The 13,121-nt window shown below is 60.6% G+C and carries 17 protein-coding genes; 9 read left to right on the forward strand and 8 right to left on the reverse strand.

Features of this window, described 5'->3' with window-relative positions; genetic code table 11:
- From CGLY_RS17325 to fni, 3 genes are read left to right on the forward strand one after another with little or no spacing between them, the layout of a single operon-like run.
- Complete coding sequence (locus tag CGLY_RS17325) at positions 1-609, forward strand: nucleoside/nucleotide kinase family protein (protein ID WP_158407418.1); 609 nt, start codon at positions 1-3, stop codon at positions 607-609.
- Positions 602-1,804, forward strand: coding sequence for an MFS transporter (locus CGLY_RS17485; RefSeq protein ID WP_144313767.1), 1,203 nt, complete (start codon positions 602-604; stop codon positions 1,802-1,804). Before CGLY_RS17325 ends, CGLY_RS17485 begins: the two co-directional genes overlap by 8 nt.
- 38 nt (positions 1,805-1,842) lie before the next feature.
- Positions 1,843-2,928 (forward strand): type 2 isopentenyl-diphosphate Delta-isomerase, encoded by a 1,086-nt coding sequence (gene fni, locus CGLY_RS16380; RefSeq protein WP_041628654.1) that lies wholly within the window; start codon positions 1,843-1,845, stop codon positions 2,926-2,928.
- Positions 2,929-3,035: 107 nt separating this feature from the next.
- On the opposite strand, the gene CGLY_RS16385 is transcribed toward fni, so the two are convergent.
- Entirely contained in the window at positions 3,036-3,683 is a 648-nt protein-coding gene (locus tag CGLY_RS16385) for a recombinase family protein (RefSeq protein ID WP_227590469.1), read from the reverse strand.
- Between the two features lie 192 nt (positions 3,684-3,875).
- Between CGLY_RS16385 and CGLY_RS16390 the strand changes: the two genes are divergently transcribed.
- The 3 genes from CGLY_RS16390 (at position 3,876) to CGLY_RS17000 (ending at position 6,142) form a co-directional block, all read left to right on the forward strand.
- Positions 3,876-4,094 (forward strand): hypothetical protein, encoded by a 219-nt coding sequence (locus tag CGLY_RS16390; protein WP_041628655.1) that lies wholly within the window; start codon positions 3,876-3,878, stop codon positions 4,092-4,094.
- A complete protein-coding gene (locus CGLY_RS16395) occupies positions 4,079-4,558 on the forward strand; it encodes a hypothetical protein (protein ID WP_041628656.1) in 480 nt (159 codons plus the stop codon). Before CGLY_RS16390 ends, CGLY_RS16395 begins: the two co-directional genes overlap by 16 nt.
- Positions 4,559-4,657: 99 nt before the next feature.
- Positions 4,658-6,142, forward strand: a complete 1,485-nt coding sequence (locus CGLY_RS17000; RefSeq protein WP_158407419.1) for a pentapeptide repeat-containing protein — start codon at positions 4,658-4,660, stop codon at positions 6,140-6,142.
- Positions 6,143-6,268: 126 nt separating this feature from the next.
- Here CGLY_RS17000 and mihF read toward each other — a convergent pair whose 3' ends face one another.
- Positions 6,269-6,589 carry an integration host factor, actinobacterial type gene (mihF, locus tag CGLY_RS16405; protein WP_041628687.1) on the reverse strand — a complete coding sequence of 107 codons (321 nt, stop codon included), beginning with the start codon at positions 6,587-6,589 and terminating at the stop codon, positions 6,269-6,271.
- 236 nt (positions 6,590-6,825) lie between these two features.
- Between mihF and CGLY_RS17650 the strand changes: the two genes are divergently transcribed.
- Positions 6,826-6,990, forward strand: coding sequence for a hypothetical protein (locus CGLY_RS17650; protein ID WP_158407420.1), 165 nt, complete (start codon positions 6,826-6,828; stop codon positions 6,988-6,990).
- Positions 6,991-7,009: 19 nt separating this feature from the next.
- Here CGLY_RS17650 and CGLY_RS16410 read toward each other — a convergent pair whose 3' ends face one another.
- Positions 7,010-7,552 (reverse strand): MerR family transcriptional regulator, encoded by a 543-nt coding sequence (locus CGLY_RS16410; RefSeq protein WP_041628657.1) that lies wholly within the window; start codon positions 7,550-7,552, stop codon positions 7,010-7,012.
- Positions 7,553-7,911: 359 nt separating this feature from the next.
- Between CGLY_RS16410 and CGLY_RS16415 the strand changes: the two genes are divergently transcribed.
- Together CGLY_RS16415 and CGLY_RS16420 are read left to right on the forward strand one after the other, a co-directional pair.
- On the forward strand, positions 7,912-8,550 hold the full coding sequence (locus CGLY_RS16415; protein WP_041628658.1) for a hypothetical protein: 639 nt from the start codon (positions 7,912-7,914) through the stop codon (positions 8,548-8,550).
- Positions 8,551-9,702 carry a nucleotidyl transferase AbiEii/AbiGii toxin family protein gene (locus CGLY_RS16420; RefSeq protein WP_041628659.1) on the forward strand — a complete coding sequence of 384 codons (1,152 nt, stop codon included), beginning with the start codon at positions 8,551-8,553 and terminating at the stop codon, positions 9,700-9,702.
- A gap of 194 nt (positions 9,703-9,896) precedes the next feature.
- Here CGLY_RS16420 and CGLY_RS16425 read toward each other — a convergent pair whose 3' ends face one another.
- From CGLY_RS16425 to CGLY_RS16450, 5 genes are all read right to left on the reverse strand, one after another.
- On the reverse strand, positions 9,897-10,427 hold the full coding sequence (locus tag CGLY_RS16425; RefSeq protein ID WP_041628660.1) for a hypothetical protein: 531 nt from the start codon (positions 10,425-10,427) through the stop codon (positions 9,897-9,899).
- 138 nt (positions 10,428-10,565) lie between these two features.
- Complete coding sequence (locus tag CGLY_RS16430) at positions 10,566-11,153, reverse strand: hypothetical protein (RefSeq protein WP_041628661.1); 588 nt, start codon at positions 11,151-11,153, stop codon at positions 10,566-10,568.
- Positions 11,154-11,288: 135 nt separating this feature from the next.
- On the reverse strand, positions 11,289-11,537 hold the full coding sequence (locus tag CGLY_RS16435; RefSeq protein ID WP_041628662.1) for a hypothetical protein: 249 nt from the start codon (positions 11,535-11,537) through the stop codon (positions 11,289-11,291).
- Positions 11,538-11,817: 280 nt separating this feature from the next.
- Entirely contained in the window at positions 11,818-12,138 is a 321-nt protein-coding gene (locus CGLY_RS16445) for a hypothetical protein (protein WP_041628664.1), read from the reverse strand.
- A complete protein-coding gene (locus CGLY_RS16450; RefSeq protein WP_075813574.1) occupies positions 12,131-12,910 on the reverse strand; it encodes a ParA family protein in 780 nt (259 codons plus the stop codon). The genes CGLY_RS16445 and CGLY_RS16450 overlap by 8 nt, the downstream gene beginning before the upstream one ends.
- Positions 12,911-13,121: the final 211 nt, after the last annotated feature.

The following is a 13,121-nucleotide window of genomic DNA, read 5'->3' on the forward strand; positions in this document are numbered from 1 at the left end:
GTGTTTTACGTACTTACCGGTATTGACGGAGCCGGGAAATCAAGTGTCATAGAAGTACTGTCCAAACGAGGAATGAAGACGTGTACTGTCACTCCGGAATTCGCGCTATCAAGCGCTGAATATACCAAACCGTTGATTGACATGAAGCCACGTGAGTTTTTTCAGGATATGCCTCCACTCGAGCGAAGTACATTCTTGTCACTGTTAGTTTCACTGACTTTCGAGCGACACATAAAACCAGCGCTTACAGAAGGTACAGATATACTCTGCGACTCATACTGGTACAAATATGCTGCTAAAGAGTGTGTCATCAATCCGGGTTCATCGCAATATCTTCTCTCCTTCTTCGAGTCGCTCCCATCGCCTGATAAAGTCATCGTACTGGAAACCGAACCGGAAGTGGCTTGGGGACGAAAAGGTGGATCCGCAACGCCATTTGAATATGGCGGCGGCGACAAATATGACGTACGCGCCGCTTTTATCGACTTCCAAAAGAAAGTCGGAAATAAACTACTGTCTTTTCCGCCTTCCATTGCGACCTCCTCAATAAAGACAGACCGAGGTCCGGAGGAATTGGCAGATCACATAGAGAATATGCTGTATGCATAAAGTATCACACCTGCTGCCTGAAGCGTCTTCTGCGATACTCAAGCTTTACTCTATATCATTTATTAACTACTTCGCTGCTGGTACCGCAGTGGCCAATGAGGTAGTCTTCGTCGTCAATGAGCTAGGCTCATCGCCGACCTCTGCTGGACTTTTTGTTTCCGCAGCTGCCGTGCTCGCGATATTCTCTACATTAGTTTTTGGTAGGATTCTACCTGAAGGAACTAGTTCCCGCGGCTGGTCGTCAATACTTCTTGTGCAAGGAACATTGGCAGTATCCTTGATATTCATTACAGGAAATGTGCAAGTACTGGTCTGGGTCTCGTTTATGGCTTTGATTCCAGTTTCCCAGTCGGCAGCTATTTCGGTAGTCAGCGCTATGCAGATTTCTGATATCGTAGTCGTTAGGTCCAGGATTCGGGTCATCATAAACATAGCAATGGCGCTAGGAGCTTCCTCTTGGTCAGTATTTCGACTGTTCGGAATTAGCCCATCGTGGATCTACTTCATCGTCGGTTGTGCACTAATTGTTGCTGGACTGGCGTGTCTGGCACTCCTGAATGTGGTACAGGAGAAGCATCCCTCTGAAGGAAATATCGTAGGTACGTCGAAATCTACCTTATACCATCGTTTAGGACACAGGTTTTGGTTTTATATATTTTGTTTTTTCCCGTTTTTTCTGGGCAGCGGACTTCTATCTTTCGGCGTCCCTTTTATCATATTACGCAGTTCGTGGATTGATCATCGTAGCATAGGTATTTTTTTCGCTATAAATATGGCGCTGGTGGTATTGTTCCAGGTAAAGTTTTCTCATGTCGTTGATAGGTCACGTGCTTTGCCTGTCGTCTCTGTTTTCTCCGGTATCCTCTTACTTGTCGCATGTCTTATGTTTTCCGCCTTCTCGTTCACTAAGGCTGGACTAGGATTGATTGCCATCATTGTAGTCATTGTTTCTTTCGTTGAGATCGCTAGTTCAAATATCGACTTTAAGATATTCTATCACCTCACGCCCCGGCACCTGTATGGATCTGCATCCACTGCAAGAACTTCTTCTGAGTCAGGTGCGCAGGTACTAGCCCCACTGCTTATACCTTCTCTAGTCGTTGTTCATCCTCTATGGTTTGTGTTTTTACTAGTCTGCTTTGGAGCTTTTTGGTGCTTTTCACTTTGGCGTCTTTCGGCATGCGTTTCCCGTTAGATTTGCATGCTGTTATTTCCTATTGTTTGGAGCGTTTCATGAGCACCAACCGCAAGGACGACCACGTCCAGCTGGCCGAAGAACTCACCACCGAGGGGCGCGTACCGTACCCCCCCGGCGGTTTTCACGACCTGCGTTTCATGCACCATTCGTTCAACGGCCTTGCCCGTGACGCCGTCGACATCTCCACCACCGTGACCGGCGAGCGCTGGGAGGTGCCGTTCTACATCAACGCCATGACCGGCGGCAGCGAGAAGACCGGACAGATCAACGCCAACCTCGCCCGCGCCGCCGCAGCCACCGGAGTGGCCATGGCAAGTGGTTCCGTCAGTGCTGCCCTACGCGACCTCTCACTCGAGCCGACGTTCCGCATTGTGCGCGACAGTGCGCCCGAGGCATTCATTTTCGCCAATGTCAGTCCGGAAGCCTCGGTGGAGCAGGCGCGGCGTGCGGTGGAGCTGTTGGACGCCAATGCGCTGCAGATCCACGTCAACCCGGCGCAGGAACTGGTGATGCCGGAGGGAGACCGGGACTTCCGTCCCTGGCTCGACCGGATCGCCGAGATCGTCTCCGGGGTGGACGTTCCGGTGGTCGTCAAGGAGGTCGGCTTCGGACTCAGCAGCGAGAGCATCGCGGAGCTTGTGGAGCGGGGGGTGACCACCGTGGACGTCAGCGGGCGCGGCGGCACCAACTTCATCGACATCGAGAACCACCGTCGCTCGCGCCAGGAGTACACCTACCTGTCGGGGTGGGGTCAGACCACACCCGAGTGCCTGCTGGACACAGTGCATGGTGACGCCGGAGCGCTTGAAGTGGATGTGCTGGCGTCCGGAGGCGTGCGTACCCCGCTCGATGTGGTGCGCGCCCTGGCACTCGGTGCCCGCGCCGTGGGCGTCAGCGGGCACTTCCTCCATGTCCTCATGACCGACGGGCCAGAGGCACTGGAGGACGAGCTGATGGCCTGGACGGTTCAGGTGCGCACCCTGATGACACTGCTCGGGGCGGCGGACGTCGCCTCTCTGTCAGCAACCGACGTGCTGGTCACCGGGGAGACCGCGGAGTTCGCCCGGTTGAGGGGTGTGGACCTGCAGGTGCTGGCGCACCGGCGGACCGCAACCGGATAGCAGTCTCACATCACCCTGTTAGCCGCCGCGATGACCGCATTCATGCTCGCCGCCAGGACCGCTACGTCTGTTCCACCCCGACGGCTTCCGTGTTATCGAGTGAGCCCTCACTCCAGTGCGATCTCACTATCGTCAGTGTTTCTACTTCCCCCGTCGGCGTACACCCCGCGTCCAGCCAGCGCATCGTAGAGGGTAGGCCGCGACACGCCCAGCTCCCTAGCGATCCTGGCTTTAGGCACACCAGTGGCTACGAGCTGACGGGCCCGGGCGACATCACCGATCGTCAACCGCGCCTGCTTACGGTACTTCCCGGCCTTCTTCGCGACCTCAATTCCCTCACGCTGACGTTCTTTAATGCCCTCGCGCTCTAACTGCGCGAAAGCAGCAAAGATGGTCAGCATCGCCCTGCCCTCCTTGCTGGTCACATTCAGCTGCGGGGTATCGATGAACTCGACCTTCACACCACGATCGGCAAGCTCATCAACGATGGCCAACAGTTCCACCGTTGTGCGCGCAAGCCGATCAATCGACTTCACCCGTAGTGTGTCGCCCGGGTAGATATACCGCAGCAACGTGGACAGCTCCGCGCGCTGATGCCGGGACCCCGCACCTGAGGCTTTCTCCTCGACGAGAAGATCAACATCGTGGAGTACTTCTCGTTGACGCTCAAGATTCTGATCCGCTGACGATACCCGGGCATAGCCATACACCCGGCCACCGCCGACCCGAGGCGGGATTCGCTCACGATCTGTCAAGACTCTCCTAGGGCTGGCGACACTACTGTCAAAATAGGGAATTTAGTACCTCATTTTACAGGAAGAACGGTGCCCAGGAAAAGTGTCAGGTCAGTACACCTCGGTTGACACGAGCGTCCGCGTCACTGACGGCCCCCTCGTTGTGTCTATCTTAACTAGACTTTGACAGTCTATGTCAGGTAGACTAGCATCATGACCAAGCGACAGAAGCTCCTCCGGGACATCCGACGCCAGGCAAAGAAGACCGGAGTCAGCTACCGGGAATCCGAAGGTGACAGACACACCATCGTTCATCTCGGCACCGGTCGCCCTGTCCCCATCCCCCGACACAACGAGATCCCCGAGCGCACCACCGAAGCGATCTACAAGGAAACCGAAGAGTACCTAGGAAAGAGATGGTGGAAACAGTGACCTCCCCGACCACCAACCACACAACCAACCAGACTGGCGACTACACCGCCCACGTCAGCGCCGACGGCTCCGGATGGATGATCGACATCCCCGGACTCGACCGCGTGACCTACGCCGCGCACCTGCGAGACGTCGAGGCCACTGCCCTGGACCTCATCGCCATCATGACCGGATCAACCCCCAGCGCCAGTGATCTGACCATCGCGTGGCCCGATGAGATCGCATCGGCTCTCACCACGATCAACTCTGCCAAACAGCAGGCCGAACTAGCACAGCAGCACGCCATGGACACCGTGGCCGATGCTGTCCTGCAGCTCAAATCCTCCGGGCAGAGCTACCGGGATATCGGCGCAGTGCTGGGAATCAGCCACCAACGAGTCGCCCAACTACTCAGCAGCAAGAAACCCGCAGCAGAACGCATCCCGAGCCCAGGACTGCAAGACCGTGCCGCACAAAGCGCGTAGTGCCAGTGGCGCAGCCCCGGATACGCTAGATACATGACGGAACAACGCCCCTCGGATCCAGATGAGCAGAGGCCCAGCACCTGGAAACAGCCTCTGTTCATGCTTGCCGCCGTAATCGCAGCAGTCATGGTGTGTGGCTGGCTCCTGGTGTCCGTTGGGTGGGTGACCGATGCCTCCAGCTACGTTGAGATGATCAGCAGAGGGGCGTTGACCGCGATTGGTGCACTCGCGTTGGCCTGGCTGTTGCACTACCGGTGGGTCATCGACCGAAAGACACAGATCTCCCAAGAGACGAGAAGGCTGGACGAGCAAGCAAAGCTGGAGCGTGACCGCCTTGATCAGCAAAATGCACTGGAACGCAGCAGGTCGACCGAAGAGCAACGCCGACACCGTGATCAAGAACGCGGAAAACGCCAGGAAAAGATGGGCGATCGCCTGGCCCAGGCAGTGACTCACCTCGGAACAGGCCAAGGCTATATGCAGGTCGCTGGCCTGGTGGAACTTGGCGGGCTAGTCGATGATTGGTGGAGCATCGGACAGGAAATGCTGCGCGACATCCCCGAGGACGCCCAAGCAGAACGTGCCGCGGTGTCCAACATGATCGAGCTGCGACGCCAGGAGATCATCGACTTGATGTTCAAGCACACGCTGCGTCCTGACACATCAGTACAGCAATCCGCAGCAAGCGCCGGCAGCCAAGAGCAGCAGACCGACCGGGACGAGCAACGCCGCACAATGGTTCAGGAAGCACGATCCCAGATCCTCGCCGCGCACCTTCCCGCACCAGACGATACGCATGAGATCCCGAACGACAGTTGGGCATATCTCAACCTCAGTCACGCCTATCTCCGGGATGCCCAGCTATCCAAAGCATTCTTGACAGGCGCGGACCTCTCCCATGCTGACTTGCAGAACGCCAACCTCTACGCCGCGAACCTGCGGGAAGCCACACTCCTCGGAGCAAACCTACGGGAAGCCACCCTCAACAGCGCGAACCTACAGGAAGCCACCCTCAACACCGCGAACCTACAGGAAGCCACCCTCAACACCGCGAACCTACAGAAAGCCAACCTCTACGCCGCGAACCTGCAGGGGGCTGGCCTCTACGCCGCGGACCTCCAGAAAACCTACCTCCCCGACACGGACCTGCAGGGGGCTGACCTCTACGCCGCGGACTTGCAAGAAGCCACCCTCCCCGGAGCAGACCTGCAGGGGGCCGGTCTTAACCACGCGAACCTGCAGAAAGCCACCCTCAACACCGCGAACCTGCGGAAAGCCACCCTCAACGACGCGAACCTGCAGGGAGCCAGCCTCTGCGCCGCGGACCTGCGAGAAGCCACCCTCAACGACACGGACCTGCAGGGAGCAGAGCTCGGAGGCGCGGACTTTCGTGGAGCGGACCTCGGCGGAGAGATATTGGCTGGCCAGCACCAGGGGCCGCCAGCTCAGCTGGACCCCCGCTACCCTGGGGAACCGCGCTATGACCAGGACACCAAGTTCCCGGAGGGCTACGACCCCATGGCGGCTGGTTTTGTTCAGCAGAACTCTGGGCACAGTTCTTCGACACAGCTCGGTGACATCTGATCTAGCGCTCCCTGGCCGGGGGTCTAAATGAGGGAACGCCCTGAGAGACCATCATGGCCGTGATCGGTGGCTACCTCCCCGGAACCGCCGGCAGCCTAAACGGCACACCCCCTGCACCTCGATGCTTTATCCGGCCACCTCTCGGCGCACCTCGTCGAGCTGGCGGGTACCCAATCCGCCCAGTCGCCGGTTGTCGGCGATACCACTGGCCTCCAGGAAGTTGTCGACACTGACTTTGCCCCACCCCGGCAACGCGCGCAGGAAACTGGTCAGCCGGGTCTTCGCCAACACTTCATCGCCCAGGGCCTCATCCAGCCCTGCGGCACCGGTGGTCTCCCCGGTGCGCAACCGGGCGGTGAACTCCGAGCGCTTCGCGCGGGTCTCGGCGGCTTTCTGCAGCGCTGTCGCGCGTTGTTCCGGGGTGAGGTTGGGAAGACTGGAGGCCATGAGGGGATCACACGCTTTCTCGTATCGGAAGATGATCGACAGTGACCAGCGTCGCCCTATGCGACGGGCATCTGCTGTGAACAGCAAGATACCAGCGCCACACAGGTCATGTGTCCCGAAAGTGGGTTTCCACCTGCCCAGGGCAATACCCCTGCGCATACAGCCTTCGACCAGCTACGATCACAGCCGACCCTCATGGTCACTGATGTTTCCGTTTCTCACGAGAGGATCTACCCATGAACCCGATCGCCGCGTACCAGGCCTACCAGCAGTGGTTTATCGACCGCGCCTTCGAGATCGCCGCCTTCGCCGGCTTTGAGCAGACCCCGGCAGAGCGCACGGGTGGCCAGCAGCTGTTCAACGACATCATCAGTGGCGACTTCATCGGCTGGTTCTTCTGACCAGCTCACTACCGACAATTCAGGCGGTGGCTTTGGCTGCCCGTCGCGCAGCCAACTCATCCACGGGTGCTGGAGCATCAGCTCGTTGGGACGGGAATGCGGTGATGCTGCCGGTGAGCTCGGCGAGAAGGCCGGGAACGGCCAGGCCGAACACGCCCTGACCGCCGGCGAGGAGATCCACGATCTCCTCGGCAGACCGGCACTCGTAGACGGTGGTGCCGTCGGACATCAGGGTCAGTCCTGCCAGATCCTCCACCTTGCGGGCATCCAGGTAGGTCAGTGCTTTGCGCACGTTCTGCAGGGAGATTCCCGCGTCGAGCAGGGACTTGATGATCTTGATCAGCAGGATGTCGCGGAATGAATAGAGGCGCTGGCTTCCGGACCCGGCGGCTGCGGTGACGCTGGCTTCGATCAGCCCGGTGCGGGTCCAGTAGTCCAACTGGCGGTAGGTGATACCAGCGATCTGGCAGACCGTCGGACCGCGGTATCCGATCAGTGGATCGGTGCGGTCAGTCTCGACATCGAACAAGGCACCCTGCACGGGCGGCTGTGCCGTAGTCATGATCTCTCGCCCTTCTTCCCCAAGGGGTTGACAACATGGTTGTGGTTTACTTCTGCCCAGAATAGTGGACCACCCGGCACCAGCGATACCCCAGCAGCGACGGTGAGCACCTAACGGGACCCGAACCTCGATGTTCTCACCACCATGGTCGTCGGCATCCTGATTGCCGAGCCCCCCGGACGATTCCTGTGCTCCAGAGTCCACCACCACACCACTGATGACAGCCAACTAGCACCCCGAAAGATAGCGCATCTCTGCAGCACATGCACCATTTCCATACTTCCTTGTGGCGCAGCAATCTGCTAGAATCATCGTGTTGGAAGCCTGCTTTTTTAAGACCTCGCGAAAGGAGCAACCCCGTGGCTCTCGCTGAACTACTCGACCGCTCCCGCGGTTTCGTCCTCGACAGTCAGCTCGGCGAGGATGAATGCCGGGCTGCGGTCTGCGCCGGCGATCTGCAGGTCCACGATGTTCTCGGTGATGTCACGGTGTACCGGGCGGTGAACGTCGATGCCGAGCTCCAGGTCGAGGACTACTGGCCTACGGTCATGGCGTTGAGCCCTACCGCGTTTCCTGAGCCCGGCACCTCGCCGGGGTTCATTCTCGCCGACGCGACCGCACTGAGCATCCGCGACTGCGGTGTGCTGCTTCCCGAGAACATTCAGGTACTGGTTGACCCTGATCACCTCGCCTCTGTGTCGACGGTGCCTGGCACGTCAGTGACCACGGGACTCTTCGTCGATACCGACTGGTCATGGGAGTACGGGATTCCGGTGATGACGGCGCTGTGTGCGATCCGCCGACTGGCGGACAATCCCGGCGTTGAGCCGGCCTGGCTGGCCGAAGCGATCGGTGATGCCTACGACAACAGGCTGGCAAGTGCGGACGCGCTGGCCGCCGCGGTGTATCAGCGGGCACTGTCGTGGGGCTACCGCGATGGATACACACTGATCGACAGTCTGGCCCCCGGGATCGTTGCAACGACCACAGCCGTGTAGATGGCTGACGGCCACGACAACTTCGTTCCTCGGCTCACCGACCTGCTGCGCAATGCTGCACGGCAGGCAGATGAGCCCCCGCAGACCACCCGGAACCGGTACTTCCGACATCGGCTGTTCGCGCGGCTGTCCGAGGAGTACCCGGACAAATGGGTGCTCGCCGGGGCCACAGCCCTGGAGGTGCGGATCGATTCTCCCCGCAGCACCAGTGATCTGGACACGATCACCTCCATAGCCATCGACGAGGTGGCTGAAGCGATTGAGACGCTGGGTGAGTCACCACAGGACCCCTTCGACTACTCGGTGAAGGTCCCCCGCAACATCCGTGCCACAGAGGGACTGAAGGCGAAGATCACGGTGAGCTATGACGGCAAACCCGTGGAACGGTTCTCGGTGGACATCGAGCACTCCGTCGACAACGGCACCCCGCCAGAGCGCATGGCGATCTCTCCGACGGTGGCGACCGGGACCATCGCCGATACCGATACCAATGGCCTCGTGCAATCCAGTGCTGATCACATCGCGGCGAAGGTCGCCGGGGTGAGCAAGATGACCACCAGGACGAATGCCGAAGGTGTGACCGAGCAGGTCAACACGCACCGCTATCACGATCTGGCGGATCTGGCGATGCTCAGTGACACCCAGTCGGTGAGCATGGCTGATCTGGTGCGATCCCTGGACTTCCAGGCGAACAAGCACGGTTCCGAAGCGATCCCCCGCCAGCTCGACCTTCCCGGTGATGACTGGAACCCAGACAAATGGGAACAGGCTCGTGCACTGCGACCGTGGCCTGCCGACCTCACCATCGACCGAGCGCTAGAGAAAGCCAAGGTGCTGGTCAACCCAGCCCTGGAGCACTACCACGCCGACGTCGAGCACCCGACGGGACGGTGGTCGCCAGACGATCACCAGTGGACGGCGGACATCGCATCCGAGAGGGACGTCGCTCAGGATTCCACTTTGCCGGGGACTTCGGGGCTGGCTGCGGTACGTGATCCGTTCGCCGCCACCAACCCGTTCGAGGCCCGCGACCCCTACGACGTGAACCCGTTCGACTCCGGGCGTACCCAGTCACCCCCGCAGGCCCCTGACGGACCCCTGCCTCCCCCGAGCGATCCCGACCCTGGCACACCGCGCGGCCCCGAGATCTGAGACCCTGTCGATCGAGCTCATGGCTCAGGGGTGTGGTTTCAGCGCGTCCGCCGGCCTCACCGGTAGTCAGCTCCTCCTGGTTCACAGAACTGCGTTGGCGGTAGCAACCCACCCTTCGAGGCAAGGCGGTCAAGCGAAGCGCCCGCCGCGGCAGCCTTCTTCCCCCTCACACCCCTCCCCCACCGTCAGCGCGACTATCCTTCCGCGGCCGTGGCAGTCTCGACGTCACCCTTGCTAACCGCTTTCAACGCTTTGATACCGGTGACAGCCGGGACGACAGCACGGCGCCCGGCACCATCGATGTCAACGGTCCAGCTCAGCGATCTCTCCTCGGCGATCACCAGGAGCTCGTCACCGACGTCGACGCCCTCGACAGCGCCGGCGATGCTGGCAGGCCACCGGGTCTGAATCGGCTGACTCTGCCCATGCCGAGGCATAGTGAGCGTGACCGAGGAGTTCCCCCCGCGCTGCTCGACGTCCACAACGGTGCCGACGAGCTCCAGAGGCCTCGGCTCAATGGTCCCGTAGATCACTGCCGCGTCACGCGTGTCGTCGAGGACATCGTAGAAGTGTCCGACGGCCACCAGGATGGTGGAGGTCGCGCCGGTGGTCTCATCGGTGTCGGTGCGCTGGGTGAGGGTGTCCTCGTGGGCGGCGAAGATCACCCGGGTTCCCAGCACCAGGTCGTGCAGGGCGTCGGCGCTGCGGTTGGTCGACCAGATCACCGCGATCTGCTGCGGGCGGGCCAGTCCTTCGATGCTGATAAGGGTCTCGGTGCGCGCTGGTAGTTGTCGACGACGGTGCCGATGTACTTCATGGTGGTGCTCCTTGTCTCCGCGGCGTGTGCGGTGGGTGTGTTGGTTCTAGTCGGTGAGGTCGCGGCGTGCCTTCTCGGCCCCGCGGATCACTTCGTTGAGGCGGGTCTGCAGCAGTTCGGCGTCCTCGCCGTTGTCCGGGCGTTCGGTGAGCTCACGGTAGGCGGCCTCGCGCTCGCTGAGTTGGCGGGCGTCGGCTTTGGCGTTGCGACGGTCGATCATCTTGCGCAGGTTGCCGACCAACGTGGCGATGGACTGGTTGTAGACGCCGGCTTTGGCGTCGTCGAGTCCGCGACTGTAGAGGCTGCGTCCAGCTTCGTCGGACAGCGCGGCGATCTCGGTGTAGAAGCCCCAGATCGGGTCGTCCCAGCCTGCCGCGGCGGCGTGGACGTCGGCCATGAGTTCAGCGATCGCGGAGCTGTGCCCGACGGTGAGGCCGGTGGCCTGGTCGCCGTTGTGCAGCTCGATGGCGGGGCCGTCCTCGGTGAGGGCGCGTATCTCTTCTCGCTTCATCCGGGTCATCACCACCGCGGTGAAGATCGCGGCCACGGTGAAGGTGGCGAAGACGGCGACACTGCCACTGGAGAGGTTGAGGCTGATGATCGCCCCGACAGCGAAGATGAGCGAACCGATCATCCCGCCTTTGGAGGTATCGCCGGTCAATGCGCTGCGACTGATCTCTGGTCGTATCCGACCGGCTTTGGTCAGCAGCTCGACGTCGGTGAGGGTGATCCCGAAGGCGTCGCGGGGTGCGCCGGCGAATGGCTGAGGTCAGTGGTCGATGCTGTTGTGGATCTGGTCGATCCGGTCTTCGGTCCAGCGGTAGAGCTGGCCCTGGAGGGCGTTGTACTCGCCGCGCCCTTTGGTGATCGCACGGTTGTGGCGTGCGGCTTCGCGGGCCTGGTCCCAGACCTCGACGAGTTCGGTGTCGATCAGGTCACGGGTTCCGTGTGTGGTGGCGGGGGCGGTGGGCAACCAGGTGTGCCCCTCCCCCACCGGTGAGAGTTGATCGTCGTGCATGTCGGTTACCTCGTCTCCAGGTGCTCATGAGGTCGGCCGATTTCGGACCAGGCGACGCACCGTGTGCCGGTACTTTGGCTCGATCTGCCACGCGAGAGGGTGGAGCCCCACGGCACCTAGGGCAAACCCTCCGGCCATGCCGAGAGCTACTGACCAGGTCGTGCCGATGTACCCTCCAGTGGCGAAGGATGCCATGCTGAGCAGTAACAATAGGTATGTGACTGGCGAGATCTTCATGAGTCCTCCCTTTCATTGCATACATCCAGACAGGCAGGCATGCCTACAGTTCTTTCGTGGAAAGCCACTCGGACAGGCCGGTAGAGACGTGTCCGGCAATGGAGCCGCCGTCGCGCTTCTTGAGTTCATCCAGCCGGACCTTGACTCTCAGCGGGACTCGGACCTGGAGGTTCACCAGTGTGTCGTACATTGGGTCCGCGTAGGGGTCGGCCTTCTCGGTGGACTCTGCCCCACCTGCGACGGCCATGTCCGCGGTAGCGCCCACCGTGGTCTCACCTTCCTTCATCTCGTTGCTCGGGGTCTGATCAGCGTTGGGGATCAGCGGGTGGCGTGAGCGAGCTGGTTTGCGGGGAATGTCAGTCATTGTTCGTTGCTCCATTCGTGATGTGGTCGAGGTATCCGTCGAAGATGCTGGCGACTGTCGCGGCCCTGATGCCGGGCATGTCGTGGATGGGGATGCCCGCGCCACGCGAGTCCGCGATGATCGAGCGCAGTGGAATCGTCTCCAGCATCATGTCCTCCCCCATCTCCTTGCGTAGCTCTTCTGCACGGTACGTGACCTCCTTGCCTTGAACTTGCATCTTATTCAGGGCCACCCCGGCGATGTGCAGATCTGGCGAGTAGTACTCCCGGACAACGTCGATGGTCTCCAGCAGGTTGATAACGCCGTCGGTGGCGTCCTTGGAGGGCTCGGTGACGATGATGACGTCATCGGCGGCTACGAGAGCCGCGAGCGTCACACGGCCCACGGCCGGCGGGCAGTCGATGAAGACCCAGTCATAGGTGTCAACGACGACCTGTTCCCTCAGGGCGCGTCGAAGTCGGAACTCGGCGCCTGGGGACGTCTCGCGTTCAAAGTTTGTCACGTGCACTGTTGCCGGCAGCAGATCCACCCCCTCCCAGGCAGACGCGATGACCTCCTGCGCGATGGTTGATGTCCCGTCGAGAATCGCGGCTGTTCCCCCCTCGACGTCGCCGTAGTCCTCGGGGAGCAGTGCTGAGGTGGAGTTGCCTTGCCCGTCGACGTCGACGACCAGGACCCGCTGTCCGCGAGCACGGGCTGCGCTCGCGTTCCCCAGGGTGATCTGCGTCTTTCCGACGCCGCCCTTGTTGTTTGCTTTCGCTACGATTCGCATACAGACATGGTAGCACACATGCGTGTACGTGTACAGGCCTACATGCATGCATTCACTCATGCGTGCGTGTCTGCATGCACTCGCCGTCGGATGTCGACTCCGTCAGCCTGCCGTGAACTGCAGTGATCAGAACAGGAGGACGCAGATCGTGCATGCATGCCTGCACTCAATATCCCGTTCGCTCGCGCCATTTTACATGCAGACAAGCGTA

The sequence above is a fragment of the Corynebacterium glyciniphilum AJ 3170 genome (assembly GCF_000626675.1).
In the GTDB taxonomy this organism is placed as follows: Bacteria; Actinomycetota; Actinomycetes; order Mycobacteriales; family Mycobacteriaceae; genus Corynebacterium; species Corynebacterium glyciniphilum.